This window comes from Microbacterium meiriae (assembly GCF_040685015.1).
Classification (GTDB): Bacteria; Actinomycetota; Actinomycetes; order Actinomycetales; family Microbacteriaceae; genus Microbacterium; species Microbacterium meiriae.
The window spans coordinates 788,298-811,697 of record NZ_JBFBHD010000002.1 but is presented as its reverse complement, the minus strand read 5'-3'; the positions used below and the strand labels follow the sequence as shown (position 1 = coordinate 811,697).

Below are 23,400 nucleotides of genomic sequence, written 5' to 3'. Positions count from 1 at the left end.
CATGGGGTTCATCATGTACGACGGCACGAGCCAGCTCCACATCGAAGACCGAGCGCTCGCGCACCTCAAGGTCGTGATCGCGACGAAGCTCCGACGCAACGAGAGCTTCACGGTGTCCTGGACCCACCCCGAGGGAGAGGCCTACGGTCGCTCTACGATCTGGCTGCATCCGGCGATCCCGCTGCGCTTCACGTTCGAAGGTCGGGAGCCGCCGAAACTGAATCCGCAGTGGATCGAGGATCTGATGCAGTCGGCCAACTCGACTGGGGGGATCCACCTCGTCGACGAGATCGTCCAGGGGTCGACGCCCGGACGAGACGACAGGAGCCCCGCCTCGTCATGAGGCGGGGCTCCTGTGTTCGACAGGCTCAGTGCGAGCGGTCCGGATCCTCCGCGAGGACGTCGTCCCCGTCATCGTCGGACCGATCCGTGGGCGGAACCGTTCGCGGCTCGCCCTTGTTGTCCTCGGCGCCGAGGTTGTCGTTCTCCTCCGGGCCGGGGGAGGGCTCGGTGCTGATGTCGTTGCGGTCGCTGTCGTTAGCCATGCGCGTTCCTTTCCTCGACGAATACCTCCAGCATGCTCTCTCCGCGGAGAGGAGCCCAGACGCTTGACAACGTCGTCGGGATGATGCGCTGCTCAGTCCCGGCCTTCGACCAGAAGCAGCCCCTGTTTGGTGTCGGCGACCTTCACCCAGCCGTCGCCGAAGAGGTACGTCATGCCGTAGCCGTCTTCGTCGGTGCTCATCGCGTACTGAGGGTCCTCCGTGACGTAGACGCCCTGGGCGCTCTCCTCGCTCCGCCAGCCCTCGTCCTCGAGGCCCTCCCGCGCCCGTTCGGCGTCGGCGGGGGAGAGCGCAGACCAGCCGTACATCTGACCGTGATCGGACGGGACGGTGAAGTCCGCCCAGAAGCACAGGAGTCCCTCCGAGAGCTCGACGCCGCCGACGCGGAATTCCCGCGGCTCGGCGGTCCACCCGGCTTCGGTGAGGGCGGCGACCGTGCCCTCCGAGATCATCGACTCGCACGTCAGCTCATCCGTGGCCGCCGGCGTCGCCGCGGCGTCACCCGCGGCGGACGTGGGCTCCTGCGAGGGCGACGGGTCGGGTGCGCCGTCGTCGGTACACGCCGTGAGGAGCGCCCCGATCAGTACGAGGCTGGTCAGAGCCGCGAGTCGTCGGGGGTTCATGGTGCCTCGGAGGTATCAGTCGTGCAGAAGACGGAGGAAGTCGTCGTGAAGGATGCCGTTGGTGGCGAGTGTCGAGCGCGCCGAGATCGTCTCGGAACCGTCGAAAGCCGTCATGCGCCCACCCGCCTCGGTGACAATGGCCACGGCGGCGGCGATGTCGTATTCCTTCACATCGAACTCGGCGACGGCTTCCAATCGTCCCTCCGCCAGGAGCATGTACGCATAGACATCGCCGTACGCCCGATCGCGCCAGACGTGCTCGCTCAGACGCAGCAGGGCGTCCAGCTGCCCGGCGTCGCGCCACTGGGCGATGCTCTGGAAACTCACGCTGGCCTCATCCAGCGCCGAGACGGAGGAGGTGGCGAGGCGTCGCTCCGTGCGGTCATCGACGGTCCAGGCGCCGTGTCCCGTCGCCGCCCACCACCGTCGACCGAGCGCCGGCATGCTGACCACGCCGACCCGTGGCACACCGTCGATCGCGAGAGCGATCATCGTGCCCCACAGCGGGACGCCCCGGAGGAAGTTCGCCGTGCCGTCGATCGGATCGATGATCCACTGCCGGACGGTGCTGCCCTGGGCGCCGAACTCCTCGCCGAAGATGCCGTCGTCGGGACGTTCCTCCTCGAGGAGTCGGCGGATCGCGCGCTCCGTGGCGAGGTCGGCGTCGGTCACGTGGGAGTGATCCGCCTTCGTGGAGATCTCCAGATCCGCAGCGTCGAACCGGGGGAGCGACTGCGCGTCCGCGGCGTCGGCGAGGCGAAGGGCGAGCTGGAGATCGGCGCGCAGGTCAGCGGCGTCGGAAGTGGCGGTCACGCTCTCAGAATAGTCGCCGTCATCGACGCAGCCGCAGAGACCATCGGCCAGGATCGGCGGGCGAAACGCCCGAGCCACGCCCGGGTCGCCGTGGATTTCGTCTCGACGCCAACCGCTGGTAATGTAATTCCTCGGTCGGGGTTATCCCGGGCCACGCACCTCTAGCTCAATCGGCAGAGCAACTGACTCTTAATCAGTGGGTTCAGGGTTCAAGTCCCTGGGGGTGCACGGAACAAGCCTCAGAGATCTCGCCATCTCCGAGGCTTTTTCTTTTGTCTGTACGAACGAGACGCTCGCTGCATCCGCGGTCGCGTCCATGCCGGCCGCCAGGGCGCTCTTAGCGGGATCGAAACCGCGCCTCTGCAGGCTCGGGCAGGAGCCTTTTCGAGCCCGCACGGTGCGTGCGGGTCGACCTGCGCGAGAGGGTGGGAAACGTGCGCTCGGGTGGGCGGGTCGCGCGTCAGGCGCGACGGACCGACAGCAACTGCCAGCCCTCGGGCACTTTGGCCTCGATGCCTGCCATGTCGTCGGCCTCGATCTGCTCGACGCCGTCGATGCGATGGAACGTTCCCGTCGCCTCCATCTTCGCCTCGCCCTTGAGCATGCGCACCGGGGCGGACGTGAGCGCGTAGCCTGGCTCGCGATGAGTATCGAGCTGCGTGTGGACGTCTTCGAGGGATGTCCCGGTGACGTCGATGGTCATGGATCCTCGGGGGCGGATGAGAGCGACGAGCATCGGTCCAGTCTACGAGCGGGCCGCGCTCCTCAGAGATCCCAGTCGAGCGTCGAACGGGCGTCGATGGGGGCATCCTGCCCCGTGTCCTCGCGGATGAGGTAGACGACCACCCGGGATTGGGCGGTGATGAGCACGCTCGTCAGCGCATCGCCCGTCGCCAAGTCGACGAAGGTCGGTTGCGAGCGGGCGGCCGCTTCGATCCGAGACATGAGGTCCGCGACGTCCGTGCTGCGAGGCAGGAGGAAGTCGTGCCCATCGATCTCGATGTGCGTCGTCGTCATTCCCGTATGGTTCCCCATGGCTCCACGGTACGAAGGGACAGGACCGATACGAAGGGGGGTTGAACCCGCTCCGTCGGCGTGTTAGGAGCGCGTGAGAGCGCTCTCGCGCTCGTCCGGCTGCTGCTGCTCCGCGGGCTCGGGGACGAGATACAGCCCGCTCGGGGCGTTCGCCGTGAATGCGAGAGCCTCGATCCAGGCGCGGTTCACGCTGGGCTGACGGCTGCCGTGGTACTTGTACACGAGCGAGCTGCCGGCATGGATCCAGACCGTCGTCCGGCCGCCGCCCATGCTGACGTCGTCCTTCCACGTGAAGCCGAAGGGCTCGCCACGGCGGAGCTTCGCGGTCATGACCAGCTGGATGTGAGTGAGAGCGCGGTCTTCGATGTCGACCTTGACGCTGTTCTCGTAGATGAACTTGCCCATTGCAAGATTCCCTTCTCGCCACGGGAACCTGTGCCAAGAGGCGCGGACGCGATGACCGCTGGTGTGGGGTGTGCTCAGCGTTTCACACTTCTGCCCGTTCTCCTACCCGACCGGGGTGTCGTGCGTCGTCGCGTGTCTCCCCGTTTCAGGCCACCGGATCGAGAAGCGTGGGATCGGACGGGTCGACGGTGCGGGTGTTGCTCACCTTGCGGTCCACGACGTGGCCGCGGAGCGTCGCCGCGACGTCGGCGGAGGTGTGATCGAGCATTGCCAGCGTGTCCAACTTGGTCTGCCCGGTGAGCTTCTCCGGTGTGAGCCAGGCGTCCCACGTGTCGGGGGTCAGGAAGGCGGGCATCCGGTCGTGCACCTCGCCGCCGGCGTCGCGCGCCTCCCTGGTGACGACGACGAAGCAGCGCACCTTCTCGCCCTCGTGCTCCATCGACCAGGTGAGGCCGGCGGCGGCGAGCAGGCCGTCCCCGTGGAGGAAATGCGGCGTCTTGTGCCCCTTCTCACCTGTCCACTCGAAGTACCCGCGCATCGGGACGAGGCAGCGGGCCGCAGAAAACGCCGGCGCCCAGAATCCGGCGGCGAGCTTCTCCATCCGTGCATTGATCAGCGGGGCGCGCTGGGGACGGTTGGGGGGACTCTGCCAGTCCCACCGCACGAGTTCGAGGATGCGGCCCTCACCCCGGTCCCGGACGATGGGGGCGCTCTCGGTGGGCGCGATCGAGTAGGCGCCGTGCCAGGACTTCCACCAGTCCTCCGGTCGGCCGCCCTCGGCGACGAACTCCCGGATCAGCTCGTCCGTCGTCGCGTCGTTCGCGAATCGTCCGCACATGTCGTCGCCTCCCTGTCGTCGGTCACCCGACCGCGGCCGGTATCGCCTCCATCATGGGGCATGGGGCGGACATCCGGTCAGACGACCTCGATCACCGTGCCGGCGGTGAGGCTCGACAGCTGGGCGAAGGTCAGCGGCATGACGGTGTGCGGATGGCCCGCCGCGGCCCAGATCGCGTCGTGCTGCTGCAGGGCGCGGTCGATGAAGGTGGGGAGGGGTGCGGGATGGCCGACGGGCGCCACTCCGCCGATCGCCTGTCCGGTGGCCTCGCGGACGGCGGCGGGTGGCGCCATGACCACCTCGCTCGCTCCGATGTTCCGCGACAGAACGGCGAGGTCGGCGCGGTGCCCGCCGCTGGTCATGACGAGGACGGGGCGGCCGTCGGCGAGGAAGACGAGACTGTTGGCGATCGCGGCGACGTCGCAGTCGATGGCGGCGGCCGCCTCCGCAGCGGTGCGTGCCGAGTCCGGCAGGACCCGGATCTCGGTCTCGACACCGGCCGCAAGGAGGTGCTCCTGCACCCGTCGGCTGCGCTCGGGGAGGGAAGAGGGGTCGCTCATGCCCCCACGGTAGTCGAGCGTGTCAGCCGGCGTCACCGACGAGGATCGCCGCCGCGTCCTCCGCGGTCGCGTCGGCAGGTTCGTCGTCGATGTGCGCGAGGACCTTCCGGCCGAGGAGGATCGTCAGCGCTGCCAGAAGGACGGCGGCGGCGGCGAAGAGGTACGGCACGGTCGCGCTGAACAGGTGCCACAGGAGAGCCGCGATCGGCGGGGCCATCGCGCCGCCGAGGAAGCGGACCGCGGAGTAGGCCGAGGAGGCGACGGAGCGGGGGAGGTCGGTCGCCTCCATCACGGCTTCGGTCAGCACGGTGTTCATGACGCCGAGCAGCAGGCCGCCCACGATGATGCACACGACGAGAGCGGCAGGTTCGGCGACCACCAGCCCCGCGACGACGAGGTCGACGGCGAGCAGCGGCAGCACGGTGAGGATGACGTGGGTCCTCGGCATCCGGCGCATCAGCACGGGCGCGACCCACACGCTGGTGACCGCGAGGGCGACGCCCCAGCCGAAGAACGTCAGGCCGATGCCCATGGCCCCGAAGCCCAGGGGGAACGGCGAGAACGCCAGCAGCACGAAGAAGCCGATGTTGTAGAACAGGGCGGCCACGGCGAGGATCGCGAGAGCGGGACGGCGCAGGGCGGTGAAGGGGGCGGAGAACTTCACGGGGGTGCGCTTCTCGCCCGGCCCCCGCAGCAGCACCAGGACGGCGATGAACGCGATGGCCATCAGGGCGACGACGCCGAAGAACGGTCCGCGCCAGCTCTGCTCGCCGAGGATGCCGCCGAGCAGCGGGCCCACGGCGATGCCGAGGCCGAGAGCAGCCTCGTACAGCACGATCGCCGCGCTGCTGCCGCCGGATGCCGCGCCGACGATGGTGGCCAGCGCGGTCGAGATGAACAGCGCGTTGCCCAGACCCCAGCCGGCCCGGAATCCGATGACGGCGTCGACGCTGCCGCTGATCGCGCAGAGGAAGGCGAACACCACGATCAGTCCGAGTCCGACCAGGAGCGTGGCCTTGGCGCCGATCCGGCTGGAGATCCAGCTCGTGACGAGCATCGCGAGGCCGGTGACCAGGAGATAGCTGGTGAAGAGGAGCTCCGTCTCGACCGGCGTCGCTTCGAGGGACTCCGCGATAGCCGGGAGGATCGGATCGACGAGGCCGATGCCCATGAAGGCGACGACGCACGCGAAGGCGACGGCCCACACCTGGGCGGGCTGCTTCCAGACCGACGGGGTGCGGGATGCGGGGGCGGTGTTCAACGGATCTCTCCTGTCCGGTCTGCGGAGGTGCGGGCGGCGAGGATCTCTGCCGCACGGGTGAGGGCGTGCCAGTCATCGTCGTCGAGGTCGGTGAACCGCGGCGCGATCGTCTCCCGGAACTCGGAGCGCCAGGCAGTCAGGGCCGCCGTCCCGTCCGGGGTCACGGCGACGACGGTGGCACGGGAGTCGTCGGCATCGGGGGAGCGATGCACGAGACCCTCGCGTTCGAGCGTGCCGAGCAGCCGGGTCATCCCGGGCTGCGTGGTGCGAGCTGCTGCGGCGAGCTCGCCGACACGGCGGGGACCGGACTGATCGAGCAGGCTGAGCACCCGCCACTGCGCCGCGGGGGCGTCGTTCCCCGCGTCCTGGGCGGCGATGCGACCCAGCGCGTACCCCGACAGGACGAGCGACGGGATGACCTCCGAGCGATTCATACCAGAAAGTATATACCTACTGATATGTATCGAGGTCACCGCCGGGCGTGGGCGATCCTCGCCGAGAGCTGATGGGCGTGGGCGAGGAGGATCCGGCCCAGCTCGGCCTGACGCTCCGGGCTGAAGCGGAAGGCGACGCCGGTGAGGCTGAGCGCCCATTCCGGGCGCCCTGCACGGTCGAACACCGCCGCGCCGAGGCCCCAGCTCCCCTCGACGATCAGGCCGGGGTTGACGGCGAATCCGCGTTCCTTCGTCTCGGCGAGGCGCTTCCGCAGCGGGCGCTCGCCATGAGCACGCCCCCAGCTCTCGACGAGCTCAGGATGGCGCTCCAGATAGGCATCCACATCATGGTCGGGGAGGAACGCGAGGATCGCGAGGCCGGCGCTCGCCACTCCGAGCGGGAAGCGCACCCCCTCGCTCAGCACGAAGGAGCGGATGGGGAACGAGCCCTCCTCGCGCAGCAGGCAGACCGTCTCGTCCGCGCGCCGGACGGAGAAGAAGGCGCTCTCCTCGGTCTTCACGGCGAGCGACCGCACGATGTCCCGGGCCAGGGCCGTCACGTCGTATCGAGCGGCGGCCACGGATCCCATGAGGAAAAGCTCGGGTCCCGGCATCCAGCGGCTGCTGTCGCCGTCCCGGTCCACGAGCCCCTCCACGCGCAGGGCGCTGAGCAGGCGATGCGTCGTGGGGCGGGAGAGACCGGCGCTGCCGGCGAGTTCCTGCAGGGTGGCGCCGTCGGTGCCGGCGGCCGTCACCAGTCGCAGGAGCCGCGCCGCCCGCGCGACAGCCTGAGTGCCGGGGACGGGGTTCGTCGCAGTGTCCACATCGTGGACGCTAGTGGCGCGGGCGTCCACATCGCAAGAGGGTGCTGGCCGTGACTCCGCCGGGGCGGGAGGCTGGTGGGGACACGGAACCGAAGGAGCAGACGTGATCGACAAGCAGTGGGAATCCGCGGAGGCCGCCGTCGCCGACATCCCGGACGGCGCTTCGCTCGCCGTCGGAGGCTTCGGACTCTCCGGGAACCCGATCGCGCTCATCGAAGCGCTCCTCGCACAGGGCACGACCGACCTGAGCGTGGTGAGCAACAACTGCGGGGTGGACGACTGGGGGCTCGGCGTGCTGCTCGCCGCGCAGCGCATCCGCAAGATGACCTCGTCGTACGTGGGGGAGAACAAGGAGTTCGAGCGGCAGTTCCTGTCCGGGGAGCTCGAGCTGGAGCTGACGCCGCAGGGCACGCTCGCCGAGAAGCTGCGAGCGGGAGGATCCGGGATCGCCGCGTTCTACACCCAGACGGGCGTCGGCACCCAGGTGGCCGACGGGGGCCTGCCCCGCCGGTATCACCCCGAGGGATCGATCGCGGTGGGATCACCGCCCAAGGACGTGCGCACGTTCGCGGTGCACGGCGAGCCCCGCGAGTTCGTGCTGGAGGAGGCCATCACCACCGACTTCGCCCTGGTGCATGCGGCGCGCGGCGACCGGCACGGCAACCTCGTGTTCCGGAAGGCAGCCCGGAACTTCAACCCGCTCGCCGCGATGGCGGGACGCGTGTGCATCGCGCAGGTGGAGCGGCTCGTGGAACCGGGGGAGCTGGATCCGGACACGATCCACTTGCCCGGGGTCTTCGTGCACCGGATCGTCGAGGTCGGCGAGGACATCCCCAAGCGCATCGAGCGGCGGACCGTCGCCGCGGAAGGAGCCTGACATGGCGCTCACCAGAGATCAGATGGCCGCGCGCGCTGCGGTCGAGCTCCCGGACGGCGCGTACGTGAACCTCGGCATCGGCCTGCCCACGCTCGTCCCGAACCACGTCCCGTCCGACGTGACCGTGGTGCTGCAGTCGGAGAACGGCATCCTCGGGGTCGGGCCCTACCCGCGGGAGGACGAGGTCGACCCGGATCTCATCAACGCGGGGAAGGAGACGGTGACCACGCTCCCCGGAGCGGCGTTCTTCGACTCCGCCCTCAGCTTCGGCATGATCCGCGGCGGGAAGATCGATGCCGCCATCCTCGGGGCGATGCAGGTCTCCGCCTCCGGCGACCTCGCGAACTGGATGATCCCGGGCAAGGTGGTCAAGGGCCCCGGGGGCGCCATGGACCTCGTGCACGGCGCCGGACGGGTGATCGTGCTGATGGAGCACGTCGCCAAGGACGGCTCGGCGAAGATCGTCGACGCCTGCACGCTGCCGCTGACCGGCCGCGGCGTCGTGGACCGGATCATCACGGACCTCGCGGTGATCGACGTGACGCGGGAGGGCCTCGTGCTGGTCGAGGTCGCGCCCGATGTCACGGTGCAGCAGGTACGGGAGGCCACGGAGCCGTCCCTCCGCCTCGCCCCGGAACTGGAGAACGGAAGGACCGAGCAATGAGTGAGAACGATGTCGTCATCGTCGCCGCGGCGCGCACCCCGCAGGGCCGGCTGAAAGGACAGCTCGCCGCCTTCACCGCGCCGCAGCTCGGATCGTTCGCGATCCGCGGCGCCCTGGAGCAGGGGGGAGTGGATCCGGCAGACGTCGACGCGGTGATCGTGGGACAGGTGCTCGCCGCCGGATCCGGGCAGAACGCCGCCCGTCAGGCGGCGATCGGCGCAGGGATCGGCTGGGACGTGCCCGCGCACTCCGTGAACAAGGTGTGCCTGTCCGGGCTCACCGCGGTGATCGACGCGGCGCGCATGATCCGGACCGGGGACGCCGAGGTGGTCGTCGCCGCCGGCATGGAGTCCATGACCCGCGCGCCGCACCTGCTCATGGGATCGCGCGACGGCTGGACCTACGGCACCGTCGAGGTCCTCGACCACATGGCCTACGACGGGCTGACGGACGCCTACGACCGGGAGAGCATGGGCGCGTCGACGGAACGGCACAACGCGCGATACGAGCTCACCAGAGAGATGCAGGACCAGGTGGCGGCGCTCTCGCATCAGCGGGCCGCCGCCGCCCAGGAGAGCGGGGCGCTGGACGCGGAGATCGTCGCCGTCGAGGTGCCGCAGCGCCGGGGCGAGCCCGTGCGGGTGACCCGAGACGAGGGGGTGCGCCCCGAGACCACGGTGGAGACCCTCGCGGGACTGCGTGCCGCCTTCGCCGAGGGCGGGTCGATCACCGCAGGCAACTCGTCCCAGATCTCGGACGGCGCCTCCGCCGTGGTCGTCACGACGCGTGGGACGGCCGAGGCCAAAGGCTGGCCGGTGCTCGTGACCGTCGGGGCGAGCGGCCAGACCGCCGGCCCGGACAACTCGCTCCAGGCGCAGCCGGCGCGGGCGATCGAGCAGGCGTGCCGAAAACAGGGCATCACGCCGCAGGATCTGGATCTCGTGGAGATCAACGAGGCGTTCGGGGCCGTGGTCGCCCGCTCGCAGACCGAGCTCGGGCTGCACGGCGACATCGTCAACGTGCACGGCGGCGGCATCGCGATCGGTCATCCGATCGGCGCCTCCGGCAACCGTCTCGTGGTGCACGTCGCGCACGAGCTGGCCCGCCGGGGTGGCGGAACCGCGGCGGTCGGCCTGTGCGGCGGCGGCGGTCAGGGCGAGGCGCTGATCCTCACCCGTTGACGCGGGAGGCGCGGGGGTGCGTCAGGACCGCTTGTCCTGGGCGTGCCCCTGCGCATCGGCGAGGGCCTTCTGCGAACGGAACTGCAGACGCTGCGCCTTCTTGGACTTCTTCACCGACTGTGGGGAGTCGGCGTCCACCGGCACGCCGTGGCGTTCGCGGCGCATGTCGACGACCGCGCCGACCGCGAGCGCCATCGTGATGCCCCAGCTCACCCACGACAGGAGCGAGCGCCAGGTGATGGGTTCATTGCGGGTGCCGCGCAGCAGCGAGATCCCAGCCGAGATCGCGGCGACGAGTCCGGTGCTGAAGAGGTAGCGCATGCCCCTACGGTACCCGCAGCCGGGGCGCGGGGGCCGGAGCCTTGACAAGCCGGGTAGGAGGCTGGCAGGGCGTCCGTCCAGGGCCACCGGATATCATGGGAGGGTCGCGGTTCACCCGCGGCCGCAGAAACCGTGTATCTACCGGCCGTCGGCGTCTCCGGCGGACAGCGGCGGCACCCGACACGCGTCATCGACGCGCGAGAGCCATGACACACACCAGCACCACGCCTGACACCGCCGAGCCGAGCCTCTTCCGCCTCGCCGGCCTGCCGTACTTCCTCATCGCGTTCATCGCGCGACTGCCGTTCGCCATGATGGTGGTCGGCGTCCTCACCGTCGTCGTGTCGGCGCGGGGGTCGCTCTCCCTCGGCGGACTCACTTCGGCTGCGGTCGGTCTCGGTACCGCCTGCTTCGGACCGCTCCTGGGCGCCGCCGCCGACCGCTTCGGTCAGCGCACGGTCCTCCTCGCGCTCGCCGTGGGCAACGCGGCGATGCTCCTGCTCTTCACGGCGGTCGTCTACGGCCCGGCCGCTGATGGGTTCGTGCTCCTCGCCGCGATCGGCATCGGCGCGACCGCGCCCCAGGTGGCGCCGCTCTCGCGCTCCCGGCTGGTGACGATCATCGGCGAGCGGATGCCCGCGGAGCGCCGCGCGCGCACCGTCTCCGGCACGATGGCGTACGAGTCGGCCGCGGACGAGACCGTCTTCGTCTTCGGGCCCTTCCTCGTGGGTGTGCTCGCCTCGGCGCTCGCGCCGTGGGCCCCGCTGGTCGGGGCCGCCGCGCTGACCCTGGTGTTCGTCGGAGCCTTCGCCCTGCACCCGAGCGGGCGGCACGTCTCCCAGGACCGCACCGACGACGGTCGGGCACCGTCCGCCGTGTCCGAGCTGTTCCGTCCGCAGCTCCTCATCGTCGTCCTCGGCATCCTCGGCGTCGGGATCTTCTTCGGCACCATGCTCACCTCGCTCACCTCGTTCATGGCCGACCTCGGAGCCCCGGAGCAGGCGGGGCTGCTGTACGGCGTGATGGGCGTCGGCTCCGCGGTGCTCGCCCTCGGCGTCGCCTGGCTCCCCGTCCGGTTCTCCCTGCGCGCGCGCTGGCTCGTGTTCTCGGGGATCCTGCTCGCCGGATCGCTGCTCCTCGGCATCGTCGACTCCCCGGCGGGCATGATGCTGGCCCTGGCCATCATGGGCATCGGCATCGGTCCGACCCTCGTCACCCAGTACAGCTTCGGAGCCGCTCGAAGCCCCCGTGGCCGGTCCGCGACGGTGATGACGATGCTCGGCTCCGGTGTGATCGTCGGTCAGTCGATCGGCGCCGCGGTGGCGGGGGAGATCGCGGAGAGCCTCGGCACCTCCGCTGCGCTCGTCCTCCCGATGATCGCGGCCGGCATCGCGTTCGCGGCGGGCCTCGGGAACTGGGCTCTCAGCGGTGTGCACCGCGCGGCGTCCGCTGTCAAGGCCTGAGGGAGGACCGGCGGTCGGCGCGCATCCTCGATAGGTTGGAAGCTACTGGACCGAGGAGTGCCCCTGTGACCGCTGCTGATTTCGTCGTCGTCGCCAACCGCCTCCCGGTGGACCGGGTCGTGGGCCCCGACGGCGAGGAGACCTGGCGGACGTCGCCCGGCGGCCTCGTCGCCGCGCTCGAGCCCATGATGCGCCGTGTACACGGCGCCTGGGTCGGCTGGCCGGGCCAGCCCGACGTGGAGCTCGAGGCCTTCGACGCCGACGGCATCCACCTGATCCCGGTGGCGTTGAGCTCCGACGAGGTCGCCGACTACTACGAGGGCTTCGCCAACGACACGATCTGGCCGCTGTACCACGACGTCATCGCGCCGCCGCAGTATCACCGCGAGTGGTGGGACGCGTACGTGCGGGTGAACCGACGCTTCGCGGAGGCGGCCGCGGCCGCGGCCGCGCAGGACGGCACCGTCTGGGTGCACGACTATCAACTCCAGCTGGTGCCGCAGATGGTCCGCGAGCTGCGCCCCGACGTCACCATCGGCTACTTCCACCACATCCCCTTCCCGGCCCACGGCCTCTATGCCCAGCTTCCCTGGCGGGACCAGGTGCTGCGCGGACTGCTCGGCGCCGACGTCATCGGCTTCCAGCGGGCGCAGGACGCGACCTACTTCCTCACCGCGGTCCGGCGCCGGCTGCGCTACGAGGTGAAGGGGTCGAGCATCGCGGTCCCGGATGAGGGGGGCTCGCGGACGGCCATCGCCAAGGCCTTCCCGATCTCCATCGACACCGCCCCGTACCTCGAACTCGCCGCCCGCGAAGACGTCAGGGCGCGGGCCGCGGAGATCCGCGCCAGCCTCGGCAACCCCAAGCGCATCCTCCTCGGCGTCGACCGCCTGGACTACACCAAGGGCATCGGGCACCGGATCAAGGCATACGGCGAGCTCCTCGAAGACGGCCGCCTGGACGTGGAGGACGTCACCCTCATCCAGGTGGCGAGCCCGAGCCGGGAGCGGGTGGACGCCTACGCGCACCTCCGGGACGAGATCGAGCTCGCGGTGGCCCGCATCAACGGCGACCACGACACGGTCGGTCACTCCGCCATCCGCTACCTCCACCAGGGGTACCCGCGCGAGGAGATGGTCGCTCTGTACCTCGCGGCCGACGTCATGCTCGTGACAGCGCTGCGTGACGGCATGAACCTGGTGGCGAAGGAGTATGTGGCCACCCGGACCGACAACCGCGGCGTCCTCGTGCTCAGCGAGTTCACCGGCGCGGCGGACGAGCTCCGCCAGGCCGTGCGCGTCAACCCGCACGACATCGCGGGCCTCAAGGACGCGATCATGGAGGCGGTGGAGATGTCCCCCGCGGAGCAGTCGCGGCGCATGCGCTCCCTCCGCCGCCGGGTGCTGGACAACGATGTGAACGCCTGGTCGTCATCCTTCCTTGACGCTCTGGCCGACGTCCGCCGCCGCTGACCGCACTCCCTGCACACCCTTCTTCATCTCGATCGGAGACACCGTGACGCGCCCCTGGATCCCCGGAACCGCCGACGCCGACCTCACCGCCCTCGCGACGACGCCGCGCTTGGTCGTGGCCCTCGACTTCGACGGCACCGCGTCCCCGCTCGTCGCGGACCCGATGGCCGCGCGGGCGCTGCCGGAGGTCGCCGTGCAGATGGCCCGTCTCGCGGCGATGCCCGACACGATCGTGGCCTACGTCTCCGGTCGCAGCATGCACGACCTCAGAGAGATCACCGAGCACACCGACGACTCCGTGTTCGTCCTCGCCGGCTCCCACGGCGCGCAGTACTGGTTCCCCGGTGAGGGGGCCGCCGACGCCCCGGGGGACACGACCGAGCCCGGGGCGCGCGAGGAGCTGTGGGCCGCCGCGCAGCCGATCATCGACCGCTACGAGGGCGCGGAACTGGAGCCGAAGACCTTCGGCATGGGCGTGCACACCCGGCGCGCGGATCGGGAGACGGAGGAGAGGGTCTTCGCCGAGATCGACGCCCTCGTCGCCGAGCGCTTCCCGCAGTGGCGCCGGCGCGCCGGCCATCGGGTGCTGGAGTTCTCGTCGCGGAACGAGGGCAAGGACGCCGCGATGATCGCCCTTCGGGAGCGCTTCGACGCGACGGGCATCCTCTTCGCCGGTGACGACGTGACCGACGAGGATGCGATGCGTGTGCTGCAGGAGGGCGACCTCGGTGTGCGCGTCGGACCGGGGGAGAGCGCCGCGACCCTCCGTGTGGACTCTCCACAACAGATCGCCGCGCTTCTGGAGACGCTCGCGAACGAGAGGGCCGTCGCGCAGGAATAGACTCTCGTCATGTCCTCGCATGATCCCTCCACCAGCGCGCCCATCGACATCAAGCCCCGCAGTCGCGTCGTCACCGACGGCATCGAGGCCACGACCTCCCGCGGCATGCTCCGCGCGGTCGGGATGGGGGACGCCGACTGGGACAAGCCGCAGATCGGCATCGCGTCCAGCTGGAACGAGATCACACCCTGCAACCTGAGCCTCGACCGGTTGGCGCAGGGGGCGAAGGAGGGCGTGCACTCCGGCGGTGGCTACCCGCTGCAGTTCGGCACCATCTCCGTCTCGGACGGCATCTCGATGGGCCACGAGGGGATGCACTTCTCGCTCGTGTCGCGCGAGGTCATCGCCGACTCGGTCGAGACCGTCATGATGGCCGAGCGCCTCGACGGCTCCGTCCTGCTCGCGGGCTGCGACAAGTCGATCCCCGGCATGCTCATGGCCAGTGCCCGGCTCGACCTGTCCAGCGTGTTCCTGTACGCCGGATCGATCGCGCCGGGCTGGGTCAAGCTCTCCGACGGCACCGAGAAGGACGTCACCATCATCGACTCCTTCGAGGCGGTCGGTGCCTGCCGGGCCGGCCTCATGAGCGAGGAGGACCTCAAGCGCATCGAGTGCGCCATCGCTCCCGGCGAGGGCGCCTGCGGCGGCATGTACACGGCCAACACGATGGCCTCCGTCGCCGAGGCCCTCGGGCTGAGCCTGCCGGGCTCCGCCGCGCCGCCCGCTGCCGACCGCCGCCGCGACTACTTCGCGCACCGGTCGGGCGAGGCCGTCGTCAACCTGCTCCGCCAGGGCATCACGACCCGCGACATCCTGACCAAGGAGGCGTTCGAGAACGCGATCGCCCTGGCGATGGCCCTCGGCGGCTCGACCAACGTCGTGCTCCACCTCCTCGCGATCGCCCGGGAGGCCGAGGTCGAGCTGAGCCTGCACGACTTCAACCGCATCGGCGACAAGGTCCCGCACGTGGCCGACATGAAGCCGTTCGGCAAGTACGTCATGAACGACGTCGACCGGCACGGCGGCATCCCCGTCATCATGAAGGCGATGCTCGACGAAGGGCTGCTGCACGGCGACGCGCTCACCGTCACCGGCAAGACGCTCGCCGAGAACCTCGCCGAGCTCGACCCGCAGCCGATCGACGGCGAGGTCATCCACACGTTCGACAACCCCATCCACGCCACGGGCGGCCTGACGATCCTGCACGGGTCGCTCGCTCCGGAGGGTGCCGTGGTCAAGACCGCCGGCTTCGACGCGGCCGTCTTCGAGGGTCCCGCGCGGGTCTTCGAGCGCGAGCGCGCCGCCATGGACGCGGTCGCCGCGGGGACCATCGAGCCGGGGACGGTCATCGTCATCCGGTACGAGGGCCCCAAGGGCGGACCGGGTATGCGCGAGATGCTCGCCATCACCGCGGCCATCAAGGGCGCGGGGCTCGGAAAAGATGTACTACTCTTGACGGACGGTCGATTCTCAGGCGGCACAACCGGCCTGTGCATCGGACATATAGCACCCGAAGCGGTGGACGCAGGTCCTATCGCCTTCGTGCGCGATGGTGATCTGATACGGGTCGATATCGCAGCTCGCTCTCTCGACCTACTCGTCGACGAGGCGGAGCTCGCCTCCCGCCGCTCTGGCTGGGAGCCGCTTCCCCCGCGCTACACCCGAGGCGTTCTTGCCAAGTACTCGCGCCTCGTGCGGTCCGCCGCCGAGGGAGCGACGACCGGCTGATCCATCGACCGGCTCAGGAACCGCTCGATCGGAGCGCCGGTGTCCCGCACAGTTCATCAGAAGGAAAGTCATGACTGCTGACTCCGTCTCGGCCGTGCCGAGGCCGCCCGCCCGTCCATCCGCTCCGGAGATCACCGGTGCGGAGGCCGTCGTCCGCTCGCTCGAGCTTCTCGGTGTCACGGACGTCTTCGGCCTTCCCGGCGGAGCGATCCTCCCGGTCTACGACCCGCTGATGGATGCGTCGCAGCTGCGTCACATCCTCGTGCGGCACGAGCAGGGCGCGGGCCACGCGGCCGAGGGATACGCCTCCGCATCCGGCAAGGTCGGCGTGTGCATCGCCACCTCGGGCCCCGGGGCGACCAACCTCGTCACGGCGATCGCGGACGCCTACATGGACTCGGTGCCGCTGCTCGCGATCACCGGTCAGGTGTTCTCGACGCTGATGGGCACGGATGCGTTCCAGGAGGCCGACATCGTGGGTATCACGATGCCGATCACGAAGCACTCGTTCCTCGTGAAGGACGCCGCGGACATCCCCGGCGCCATCGCGGCTGCCTACGAGATCGCCGGCACCGGTCGCCCCGGTCCGGTGCTGGTGGACATCACCAAGGATGCGCAGCAGGCGACCGCGCCCTTCGTGTGGCCGCCGAAGATCGAGCTCCCCGGGTACCGCCCGGTGACGAAGGCGCACGGCAAGCAGATCCAGGCGGCGGCCGCCCTCCTCGCGGAGGCGAAGAAGCCGGTGCTGTACGTGGGCGGCGGTGTCGTCCGCGGCCGGGCCGCGGCCGAGCTGCTCGAACTGGCCGAGTCGACCGGTGCGCCCGTCGTCACGACGCTGATGGCGCGAGGTGCTTTCCCCGACTCGCATCCGCAGCACCTGGGAATGCCGGGCATGCACGGCACGGTCCCCGCCGTGCTGGCGCTGCAGGAGGCCGACCTCCTCGTCTCGCTGGGCGCACGGTTCGACGACCGCGTCACGGGCAAGGCGGCACTGTTCGCGCCGCACGCGAAGGTGGTGCACGTCGACATCGACCCGGCGGAGATCTCCAAGATCCGCACGGCCGACGTGCCGATCGTCGGAGACGTGCGCGACGTGCTCACCGATCTCGACGCGGCCTTCCGCGGAGCGACGGCCGACACGAAGCCCGACATCGAGGAGTGGTGGTCGTACCTCGACGGCCTCCGGAACGAGTTCCCCCTCGGGTACGCGCCGACGACCGACGGCCTGCTCGCGCCCCAGTACGTGATCCAGCGCATCGGCGAGCTCACCGGACCGGAGGGCATCTTCGCCTCCGGTGTGGGGCAGCACCAGATGTGGGCCGCGCAGTTCATCAAGTACGAGCGTCCGAACGCCTGGCTGAACTCCGGCGGTGCGGGCACGATGGGCTACTCGGTGCCGGCGGCCATGGGAGCGAAGGTCGCCGAGCCGGAGCGCCAGGTCTGGGCGATCGACGGCGACGGCTGCTTCCAGATGACCAATCAGGAGCTCGCCACCTGCGCGATCAACAACATCCCGATCAAGGTCGCGATCATCAACAACTCGTCGCTGGGCATGGTCCGGCAGTGGCAGACGCTGTTCTACGACGGCCGCCACTCCAACACCGACCTGAACACCGGGCACGGCACGATCCGCATCCCCGACTTCGTGAAGCTCGCGGAGGCATACGGCTGCCTCGCGATCCGCGTGGAGAAGGAGGAGGAGGTCGACGCCGCCATCCAGCTCGCGCTGGAGACGAACGACCGCCCCGTGGTGATCGACTTCGTGGTGAGCGCCGACTCCATGGTGTGGCCGATGGTGCCGCAGGGGGTCAGCAACAGCTATGTCCAGTACGCGCGCGACCACGCGCCCGCGTTCGACGAGGAGGACTGAGCCATGTCGACCCATGTCCTGAGCCTGCTGGTGGAGAACACCCCCGGCCTTCTGACCCGCGTCGCCGGCCTGTTCGCGCGCCGCGGCTTCAACATCGACTCCCTCGCCGTCGGCGTGACCGAGGTGCCGGGGATCTCCCGCATCACGGTCGTCGTCGACGTGGAGGAACTGCCGCTCGAGCAGGTGACCAAGCAGCTCAACAAGCTGATCAACGTCATCAAGATCGTCGAGCTCGACCCGGCGTCGTCCGTGCAGCGCGAGCACATGCTCGTGAAGGTGCGCACGGACAACGCCAGCCGCTCGAACGTGATCGAGGTCGTCAACCTCTTCCGCGCGTCGGTCGTCGACTACGCCGCCGACGCCCTCGTCATCGAGGTCACCGGCGACAAGGGCAAGGTCGAGGCGCTGCTTCGCGCTCTGGAGCCCTTCGGCATCAAGGAGATCGCCCAGTCCGGCCTCCTCGCGATCGGCCGCGGCGGCAAGAGCATCACCGAGCGCGTCTTGCGCGGCTGACCCTTCGACAGACTCTGGGACCGCGCGTCCCGCACAACCACAACCAAGGAGAGAAACCAGTGAGCACCGAGATCTTCTACGACGACGACGCCGACCTGTCCCTGATCCAGGGCAAGAAGGTCGCGATCGTCGGCTACGGCTCGCAGGGCCACGCCCACGCCCAGAACCTGCGCGACTCGGGTGTCGAGGTGGCGATCGCCCTCAAGGAGGGCTCGAAGTCCGCCGCGAAGGCCGAGGAGGCCGGCTTCCCCGTGAAGACCGTCGCCGAGGCGACCGAGTGGGCCGACGTCATCATGATCCTCGCGCCGGACCAGCACCAGCGCACGATCTACAGCGAGTCCATCGCCCCGAACCTGACGGCGGGCAAGACCCTGGCCTTCGCGCACGGCTTCAACATCCGCTTCGGCTACATCGACGCGCCCGAGGGCGTCGACGTGATCCTCGTCGCCCCGAAGGCTCCCGGCCACACGGTGCGTCGCGAGTTCGTCGCCGGCCGCGGCATCCCCGACATCATCGCCGTCGAGCGTGACGCCTCCGGCCAGGCCTGGGACCTCGCGCTGTCGTACGCGAAGGCCATCGGCGGCACCCGTGCCGGCGTCATCAAGACGACCTTCACCGAGGAGACCGAGACCGACCTCTTCGGCGAGCAGGCCGTGCTCTGCGGTGGCATGAGCCACCTGGTGCAGGCTGGCTTCGAGACCCTCGTCGAGGCGGGCTACCAGCCGCAGATCGCCTACTTCGAGGTGCTGCACGAGCTCAAGCTCATCGTCGACCTCATGTGGGAGGGCGGCATCGCCAAGCAGCGCTGGTCGATCTCCGACACCGCCGAGTTCGGCGACTACGTGTCCGGCCCGCGCGTGATCGACGAGCGCGTCAAGGAGAGCATGAAGGGCGTCCTGTCCGACATCCAGTCCGGCGCGTTCGCGAAGCGCTTCATCGAGGACCAGGACAACGGGGCCGAGGAGTTCCTCGCTCTCCGCGCCAAGGAGGAGCAGCACCCCATCGAGGCGACCGGCAAGGAGCTGCGTTCGCTCTTCGCCTGGAAGCAGCAGGACGAGGACTACGTCGACGGTAGCGCCGCGCGCTGATTCGACTCGCGAACGAACGGGCGTCCCTCCGGGGGCGCCCGTTCGGCGTTCCGTACGGCATTCCGCGGCGCAGACATCCGATGTCTGTGCCAGGATGGACGCATGCGACAGGAATGGTTTGATGACGCCCGCTTCGGCATGTTCGTCCACTTCGGCCTCTACAGCGGGGCCGCGCGGCACGAGTGGGTGCAGAACTACGAACGCCTCACCGACGAGGAGTACCGCCCGTACTTCGACAACTTCGATCCCGACCTCTTCGATGCCGCGGCCCTGGCGAAGACCGCCAAGGAGACGGGGATGGGCTACGTCGTGCTCACGACGAAGCACCACGACGGCTTCTGCCTCTGGGACTCGAAGCTGACCGACTTCACCTCCGTCGCGGCGGTCGGGCGCGACCTGGTGCGCGAGTACGTCGACGCCCTCCGTGCCGAGGGGATCCGGGTCGGCCTCTACCACTCGGTCATCGACTGGCATCACCCCGACTTCACGGTGGACTGGAACCACCCGCGACGCGACGACGAGAACGCGCACGCCCTGAACGAGGGGCGCGACATGGCCCGCTACCGCGAGTACCTGCACGGTCAGGTCCGCGAGCTGCTCACCGGGTACGGCGACATCGACTACCTGTTCTTCGACTTCACCTATCCCGAGTCCAAGGGCGGCTGGGAGGGGAAGGGGCCGCAGGACTGGGACGCCGAGGCGCTGCTCGCGCTGTGTCGGGAGCTGCAGCCGGAGATGCTCGTCAACGACCGGCTCGGCATCCCCGCGGACTTCGTGACGCCCGAGCAGTATCAGCCGACGGCTCCCATCGTCCGCGACGGCGTGCCCCTCGTGTGGGAGGCATGCCAGACGCTCAACGGCTCCTGGGGGTACCACCGGGACAACACCGACCAGAAGTCGCCGGTGCTGCTCGCGCAGATGCTCGTCGACTCGGTGTCGATGGGCGGCAACATGCTCCTGAACATCGGCCCGGACGGGCGTGGCGCGATCGCGCCCCGGGATGCGGAGACCCTCGCCGAGATCGGGGAGTGGATGCGCCTGCACGACCGCGCCGTGATCGGGGCCGGTCACGCGCCGTTCACGCCGCCCCGTGAGGGCGTGTACACGCTCCGCGGCGACCGGCTCTACCTGAGCCTGTTCAGCTGGCCGCTGGGCTTCGTGCATCTGCCCGGTCTTGCGGGCAAGGTCTCGTATGCGCGGCTGCTGAACGACGGCTCCTGGCTGCGTACGAGCGTCAGCGACCCGGACCAGCAGGCCGACCTGATGACGCCGGCGGGCGAGGCCGAGGGGACGCTCACGGTGCATCTTCCGGTACGGCGTCCCGACGTGCTGATGCCGGTCATCGAACTGCGCCTCACGGGGGAGTGAGGCTGACGGTGGCGGCGGCTCAGGCCGTCGCCACCGGGATGTCCATGCCCTCGAGCGCGAGGCGGGCGGCGCCGTGCAGGATCGCGTCCGCGCCGGTGGCCGCGGCCTCGATCCGCAGACGCTGGGTCGCGAGCGGGTGGCAGGCCTCGTAGACCCGGCTGCGCACCGCGGCGATGAACGGCTCGGAGGCGCTCATGCTCCCGGTGAGGAACAGGGCGTGCGGGTTGAAGAAGTTCACGACGCCGGACAGTGCCTGACCCAGGTGGGTCCCCGCGGTGCGGACGAGGGTCGTGGCGAGGGGGTCCGCGTCCCGCGCCAGCGTGAGGACGTCGGCCGTGGTGCGGACCTCGGTGTTGCCGCGCTCGCGCATCTGGCGGACGAGGCTCGCGCCGCTGGCCACGGTCTCCAGGCAGCCGGTGTTGCCGCAGGAGCAGGGGATGTCGCCGCTGCCGTCGATCCGCGTATGCGTGATGTCGCCGGCTGCGGCGGTCGCTCCCCGATGGATGTGCCCGTCCACGATGATCCCGCTGCCGATCGCGGTGCCCGCCTTGACGGTGATGCTGTGCTGGGTGTGCCCGAGCTGGCGACGGTGCTCGCCGAGCGCGGCGAGGTTGGCGTCGTTGTCGACGACGACGGGGACGCCGTGGCGCTCCGCGAGGTGCTCGCCGACGCGGAATCCGGGCCACCCCGGCATCCGCGAGGGCTGATCCACGGAGCCGGTCGCGACGTCGACGGGGCCGGGCAGGCTCACGCCGATCGCGTGGACCCGTGTCTCGGCGAGCAGGCGCTCGAAGACCTCCGACACTCTCTCCAGCGTCGCTTCCGGGCCGTCCGCGACGTCGATCGCGATGGTCTCCGAGTGGAGCAGGCCGCCGCTGAGGTCGTGCCGTCCGATGCGGGCATGGCGTCCGCCGAGATCGGCGGACAGCACGATGCCGTCGCCGGCGATCCGCAGCACGCGCGGCCGTCGTCCGCCGCGGGAGGTGCCGGCCCCCGCCTCCTCCAGCACGCCGGCATCGAGGAGCGCCTGTACGCGCAGGCCGACGGTCGACGCGGCCACGCCGAGGGCGGAGGCGAGTTCGGAGCGGGAGCGCGCCTGTCCGCGGGCGACGAAGTCGAGGATGCGCCGCGTGTGCGGGTCGTCGACGGTGGTGTCGGCGGGGTTCGTCATGGAGGCCCTTCGTCTCGAGGCATCGTCAGCGTAGCGGGGGTGCCGCGTGTTTCAGGCGAGTGACGAATTATCACCACCCTATAAACATCGGATGTTCAGCTTGCGGCACCTTGCGAACTATGACAGCGTAACTTCATACGAAATCCTAATTGGTTAGTTCGAGTCTCGAAATAACCTATCCCTTCTCAGGAGGCATTCAATGAAGAAGTTGCGTGTGGGGGCTGTCGCCGCTGTCGCGGGCGTGGCCGTGGCGATGACCGGCTGTGCGAGCAGCGGGGGATCCGGGGGCTCGGCTGACGGCGACACCATTGTGGTGGACATGTGGGCCGGCAGCGAGTCGGACGTCGATGCGCTGGAAGCGCAGATCGAGTTCGCGCAGAAGCAGAACCCGGACATCAAGATCAAGCTGCAGACGTCGCCGTGGAGCGACTTCTTCACCAAGCTCACGACCAACATGGCCAGCGGCAACATGGCGTGCATCACCGGCATGAGCGGCGCGCAGCTCGGCGGCTACACGGCCGGCTTCCGCGAGCTCAGCGACGAGGATCTCAAGACCGCGGGAATCGACTGGTCGGAGTTCAACCCGAGCGCCGACGGCATCCTCAGCTTCGAGGGCAAGGTCTACGGCGTGCCGTTCGACGTCGCCACGATGCTCGTCTACTACAACCAGGACATGCTCAGCGCCGCCGGTGCCGCCACGCCGGAGATCGGCTGGACGTTCGACGACTTCGACACGATCGCCGCCGACGCCACGAAGGACGGCAAGTACGGGTTCGGCATGGGCATGGGCGGCTACCAGTGGATGTCGATGCCGATCGCGTACTCCGCCACGCAGCCCGCCTCCGAGGACGGCACGCTGCACATCGACGACGAGGACTTCGTCGACGCCGCGTCCTGGTACGCCGGCCTGGTCACGGAGAAGAAGGTCGCGGCTCCGGTCGCCTCCGCCTCCGACACCGGCTGGGGCGAGAACCAGTACACGGGTGGCAACGCGGCCATGGCCGTCGACGGCACCTGGAACGCCGTCAGCTACCTCAACAACGAGTCCGGCTTCGCCGCCGGCATGGTGCCGCTGCCCGCGGGCGTGGACGGCAACCCCGGTCCCATCCTCGGTTCCGGCTACGGCATCGCCGAGAACTGCAAGAACCCGGAGGCCGCGCTGAAGGTGCTCGGCTCCCTCGTCGGCGAGGACGCGCAGGACTACATCGCGTCGTCCGGCCGCTCCTACCCGGCCCGCATCTCGTCGCAGCCGCTGTACTTCGAGTCGATCGACGAGCAGTACCGCGACCAGGTCCAGTCGGTGTTCGAGGCCGCGTTCGGCGACACGGTGCCGCTGTACATGACCAAGAACTGGCAGAAGCTCGACAGCTACATCCAGCCCAACCTCGTCAGCGTCTACAACGGCCAGATGACGATGGAGGAGCTGCTGTCGAACGCCCAGGCGCAGTTCGGCGAGTGAGCCGGATCCGGCCCGCACAGCAGTAACA

The 23,400-nt window shown here is 69.6% G+C and carries 26 protein-coding genes and 1 tRNA gene; 14 read left to right on the top strand and 13 right to left on the bottom strand.

Annotation, left to right across the window (positions count from 1 at the left end):
- Position 1 precedes the first annotated feature (1 nt).
- Positions 2 to 343, top strand: a complete 342-nt coding sequence (locus tag AB0N68_RS12480) for a DUF7882 family protein (protein ID WP_187663902.1) — start codon at positions 2 to 4, stop codon at positions 341 to 343.
- A 25-nt stretch (positions 344 to 368) separates the two neighbouring features.
- Here AB0N68_RS12480 and AB0N68_RS12475 read toward each other — a convergent pair whose 3' ends face one another.
- From AB0N68_RS12475 to AB0N68_RS12465, 3 genes are all read right to left on the bottom strand, one after another.
- A complete protein-coding gene (locus AB0N68_RS12475) occupies positions 369 to 545 on the bottom strand; it encodes a hypothetical protein (protein ID WP_280566408.1) in 177 nt (58 codons plus the stop codon).
- A 92-nt stretch (positions 546 to 637) separates the two neighbouring features.
- Positions 638 to 1,186 (bottom strand): hypothetical protein, encoded by a 549-nt coding sequence (locus tag AB0N68_RS12470; RefSeq protein ID WP_280566405.1) that lies wholly within the window; start codon positions 1,184 to 1,186, stop codon positions 638 to 640.
- Positions 1,187 to 1,201: 15 nt separating this feature from the next.
- Entirely contained in the window at positions 1,202 to 1,999 is a 798-nt protein-coding gene (locus tag AB0N68_RS12465; RefSeq protein WP_280566402.1) for an inositol monophosphatase family protein, read from the bottom strand.
- Between the two features lie 155 nt (positions 2,000 to 2,154).
- On the opposite strand from AB0N68_RS12465, the gene AB0N68_RS12460 reads away from it, so the two are divergent.
- Positions 2,155 to 2,227, top strand: a tRNA-Lys gene (locus AB0N68_RS12460).
- A 232-nt stretch (positions 2,228 to 2,459) separates the two neighbouring features.
- Here AB0N68_RS12460 and AB0N68_RS12455 read toward each other — a convergent pair.
- From AB0N68_RS12455 to AB0N68_RS12420, 8 genes are all read right to left on the bottom strand, one after another.
- Positions 2,460 to 2,735: a hypothetical protein gene (locus AB0N68_RS12455; RefSeq protein WP_280566400.1), complete on the bottom strand. Its 276-nt coding sequence runs from the start codon at positions 2,733 to 2,735 to the stop codon at positions 2,460 to 2,462.
- A gap of 29 nt (positions 2,736 to 2,764) precedes the next feature.
- Entirely contained in the window at positions 2,765 to 3,016 is a 252-nt protein-coding gene (locus AB0N68_RS12450) for a hypothetical protein (RefSeq protein WP_187663907.1), read from the bottom strand.
- Between the two features lie 81 nt (positions 3,017 to 3,097).
- A complete protein-coding gene (locus AB0N68_RS12445; protein ID WP_187663908.1) occupies positions 3,098 to 3,439 on the bottom strand; it encodes a DUF7882 family protein in 342 nt (113 codons plus the stop codon).
- Between the two features lie 145 nt (positions 3,440 to 3,584).
- Entirely contained in the window at positions 3,585 to 4,277 is a 693-nt protein-coding gene (locus AB0N68_RS12440) for an SOS response-associated peptidase (RefSeq protein ID WP_280566397.1), read from the bottom strand.
- A 77-nt stretch (positions 4,278 to 4,354) separates the two neighbouring features.
- Positions 4,355 to 4,837, bottom strand: a complete 483-nt coding sequence (locus AB0N68_RS12435) for a YbaK/EbsC family protein (RefSeq protein WP_313366747.1) — start codon at positions 4,835 to 4,837, stop codon at positions 4,355 to 4,357.
- 22 nt (positions 4,838 to 4,859) lie between these two features.
- A complete protein-coding gene (locus AB0N68_RS12430) occupies positions 4,860 to 6,098 on the bottom strand; it encodes an MFS transporter (protein ID WP_280566394.1) in 1,239 nt (412 codons plus the stop codon).
- Positions 6,095 to 6,532 (bottom strand): MarR family winged helix-turn-helix transcriptional regulator, encoded by a 438-nt coding sequence (locus tag AB0N68_RS12425; protein ID WP_268776417.1) that lies wholly within the window; start codon positions 6,530 to 6,532, stop codon positions 6,095 to 6,097. Before AB0N68_RS12425 ends, AB0N68_RS12430 begins: the two co-directional genes overlap by 4 nt.
- 35 nt (positions 6,533 to 6,567) lie before the next feature.
- Positions 6,568 to 7,356 (bottom strand): IclR family transcriptional regulator, encoded by a 789-nt coding sequence (locus AB0N68_RS12420; protein WP_232089224.1) that lies wholly within the window; start codon positions 7,354 to 7,356, stop codon positions 6,568 to 6,570.
- 103 nt (positions 7,357 to 7,459) lie between these two features.
- Here AB0N68_RS12420 and AB0N68_RS12415 point away from each other — a divergent pair, with 103 nt between their 5' ends.
- The 3 genes from AB0N68_RS12415 to AB0N68_RS12405 are packed head-to-tail and all read left to right on the top strand — an operon-like array spanning position 7,460 to position 10,078.
- The gene (locus AB0N68_RS12415; protein WP_280566392.1) at positions 7,460 to 8,233 is read left to right on the top strand and encodes a CoA transferase subunit A; all 774 of its coding nucleotides are present in this window, start codon (positions 7,460 to 7,462) and stop codon (positions 8,231 to 8,233) included.
- A 1-nt stretch (position 8,234) separates the two neighbouring features.
- The gene (locus tag AB0N68_RS12410; RefSeq protein ID WP_363332829.1) at positions 8,235 to 8,897 is read left to right on the top strand and encodes a CoA transferase subunit B; all 663 of its coding nucleotides are present in this window, start codon (positions 8,235 to 8,237) and stop codon (positions 8,895 to 8,897) included.
- Positions 8,894 to 10,078 carry an acetyl-CoA C-acetyltransferase gene (locus AB0N68_RS12405; protein WP_280566390.1) on the top strand — a complete coding sequence of 395 codons (1,185 nt, stop codon included), beginning with the start codon at positions 8,894 to 8,896 and terminating at the stop codon, positions 10,076 to 10,078. Before AB0N68_RS12410 ends, AB0N68_RS12405 begins: the two co-directional genes overlap by 4 nt.
- A gap of 21 nt (positions 10,079 to 10,099) precedes the next feature.
- Here the strand turns inward: AB0N68_RS12405 and AB0N68_RS12400 are convergent, their stop codons facing one another.
- Entirely contained in the window at positions 10,100 to 10,399 is a 300-nt protein-coding gene (locus AB0N68_RS12400) for a hypothetical protein (RefSeq protein ID WP_025103262.1), read from the bottom strand.
- A 206-nt stretch (positions 10,400 to 10,605) separates the two neighbouring features.
- Between AB0N68_RS12400 and AB0N68_RS12395 the strand changes: the two genes are divergently transcribed.
- From AB0N68_RS12395 to AB0N68_RS12360, 8 genes are all read left to right on the top strand, one after another.
- Entirely contained in the window at positions 10,606 to 11,862 is a 1,257-nt protein-coding gene (locus AB0N68_RS12395; protein WP_280566387.1) for an MFS transporter, read from the top strand.
- 65 nt (positions 11,863 to 11,927) lie between these two features.
- Complete coding sequence (locus tag AB0N68_RS12390; protein WP_259953919.1) at positions 11,928 to 13,334, top strand: alpha,alpha-trehalose-phosphate synthase (UDP-forming); 1,407 nt, start codon at positions 11,928 to 11,930, stop codon at positions 13,332 to 13,334.
- Positions 13,335 to 13,377: 43 nt separating this feature from the next.
- Positions 13,378 to 14,175 (top strand): trehalose-phosphatase, encoded by a 798-nt coding sequence (gene otsB, locus AB0N68_RS12385; protein ID WP_259953918.1) that lies wholly within the window; start codon positions 13,378 to 13,380, stop codon positions 14,173 to 14,175.
- Positions 14,176 to 14,184: 9 nt separating this feature from the next.
- Positions 14,185 to 15,903 (top strand): dihydroxy-acid dehydratase, encoded by a 1,719-nt coding sequence (gene ilvD / locus AB0N68_RS12380; RefSeq protein ID WP_259953917.1) that lies wholly within the window; start codon positions 14,185 to 14,187, stop codon positions 15,901 to 15,903.
- A 70-nt stretch (positions 15,904 to 15,973) separates the two neighbouring features.
- The gene (locus AB0N68_RS12375) at positions 15,974 to 17,773 is read left to right on the top strand and encodes an acetolactate synthase large subunit (protein WP_259953916.1); all 1,800 of its coding nucleotides are present in this window, start codon (positions 15,974 to 15,976) and stop codon (positions 17,771 to 17,773) included.
- Positions 17,774 to 17,776: 3 nt separating this feature from the next.
- A complete protein-coding gene (gene ilvN / locus AB0N68_RS12370) occupies positions 17,777 to 18,286 on the top strand; it encodes an acetolactate synthase small subunit (protein ID WP_025103268.1) in 510 nt (169 codons plus the stop codon).
- 59 nt (positions 18,287 to 18,345) lie between these two features.
- Complete coding sequence (gene ilvC, locus AB0N68_RS12365; RefSeq protein ID WP_025103269.1) at positions 18,346 to 19,374, top strand: ketol-acid reductoisomerase; 1,029 nt, start codon at positions 18,346 to 18,348, stop codon at positions 19,372 to 19,374.
- Between the two features lie 102 nt (positions 19,375 to 19,476).
- On the top strand, positions 19,477 to 20,742 hold the full coding sequence (locus AB0N68_RS12360; RefSeq protein WP_280566381.1) for an alpha-L-fucosidase: 1,266 nt from the start codon (positions 19,477 to 19,479) through the stop codon (positions 20,740 to 20,742).
- A gap of 19 nt (positions 20,743 to 20,761) precedes the next feature.
- On the opposite strand, the gene AB0N68_RS12355 is transcribed toward AB0N68_RS12360, so the two are convergent.
- On the bottom strand, positions 20,762 to 21,913 hold the full coding sequence (locus tag AB0N68_RS12355) for an ROK family transcriptional regulator (RefSeq protein WP_187663923.1): 1,152 nt from the start codon (positions 21,911 to 21,913) through the stop codon (positions 20,762 to 20,764).
- A 199-nt stretch (positions 21,914 to 22,112) separates the two neighbouring features.
- Between AB0N68_RS12355 and AB0N68_RS12350 the strand changes: the two genes are divergently transcribed.
- Positions 22,113 to 23,372 (top strand): ABC transporter substrate-binding protein, encoded by a 1,260-nt coding sequence (locus AB0N68_RS12350; protein ID WP_060920976.1) that lies wholly within the window; start codon positions 22,113 to 22,115, stop codon positions 23,370 to 23,372.
- The last annotated feature ends 28 nt before the right edge of the window (positions 23,373 to 23,400 follow it).

Bases quoted from the DNA above. Each gene is read 5' to 3' on its own strand.
- AB0N68_RS12435 (WP_313366747.1), bottom strand. From the start codon at position 4,837: ATGAGCGACCCCTCTTCCCTCCCCGAGCGCAGCCGACGGGTGCAGGAG.
- AB0N68_RS12425 (WP_268776417.1), bottom strand. From the start codon at position 6,532: ATGAATCGCTCGGAGGTCATCCCGTCGCTCGTCCTGTCGGGGTACGCG.
- AB0N68_RS12445 (WP_187663908.1), bottom strand. From the start codon at position 3,439: ATGGGCAAGTTCATCTACGAGAACAGCGTCAAGGTCGACATCGAAGAC.
- AB0N68_RS12410 (WP_363332829.1), top strand. From the start codon at position 8,235: ATGGCGCTCACCAGAGATCAGATGGCCGCGCGCGCTGCGGTCGAGCTC.
- AB0N68_RS12480 (WP_187663902.1), top strand. From the start codon at position 2: ATGGGGTTCATCATGTACGACGGCACGAGCCAGCTCCACATCGAAGAC.
- AB0N68_RS12395 (WP_280566387.1), top strand. From the start codon at position 10,606: ATGACACACACCAGCACCACGCCTGACACCGCCGAGCCGAGCCTCTTC.
- AB0N68_RS12405 (WP_280566390.1), top strand. From the start codon at position 8,894: ATGAGTGAGAACGATGTCGTCATCGTCGCCGCGGCGCGCACCCCGCAG.
- AB0N68_RS12375 (WP_259953916.1), top strand. From the start codon at position 15,974: ATGACTGCTGACTCCGTCTCGGCCGTGCCGAGGCCGCCCGCCCGTCCA.
- AB0N68_RS12440 (WP_280566397.1), bottom strand. From the start codon at position 4,277: ATGTGCGGACGATTCGCGAACGACGCGACGACGGACGAGCTGATCCGG.
- AB0N68_RS12475 (WP_280566408.1), bottom strand. From the start codon at position 545: ATGGCTAACGACAGCGACCGCAACGACATCAGCACCGAGCCCTCCCCC.
- ilvN (WP_025103268.1), top strand. From the start codon at position 17,777: ATGTCGACCCATGTCCTGAGCCTGCTGGTGGAGAACACCCCCGGCCTT.
- ilvD (WP_259953917.1), top strand. From the start codon at position 14,185: ATGTCCTCGCATGATCCCTCCACCAGCGCGCCCATCGACATCAAGCCC.
- AB0N68_RS12350 (WP_060920976.1), top strand. From the start codon at position 22,113: ATGAAGAAGTTGCGTGTGGGGGCTGTCGCCGCTGTCGCGGGCGTGGCC.
- AB0N68_RS12355 (WP_187663923.1), bottom strand. From the start codon at position 21,913: ATGACGAACCCCGCCGACACCACCGTCGACGACCCGCACACGCGGCGC.
- AB0N68_RS12400 (WP_025103262.1), bottom strand. From the start codon at position 10,399: ATGCGCTACCTCTTCAGCACCGGACTCGTCGCCGCGATCTCGGCTGGG.
- AB0N68_RS12450 (WP_187663907.1), bottom strand. From the start codon at position 3,016: ATGACGACGACGCACATCGAGATCGATGGGCACGACTTCCTCCTGCCT.
- AB0N68_RS12360 (WP_280566381.1), top strand. From the start codon at position 19,477: ATGCGACAGGAATGGTTTGATGACGCCCGCTTCGGCATGTTCGTCCAC.
- AB0N68_RS12470 (WP_280566405.1), bottom strand. From the start codon at position 1,186: ATGAACCCCCGACGACTCGCGGCTCTGACCAGCCTCGTACTGATCGGG.
- AB0N68_RS12455 (WP_280566400.1), bottom strand. From the start codon at position 2,735: ATGCTCGTCGCTCTCATCCGCCCCCGAGGATCCATGACCATCGACGTC.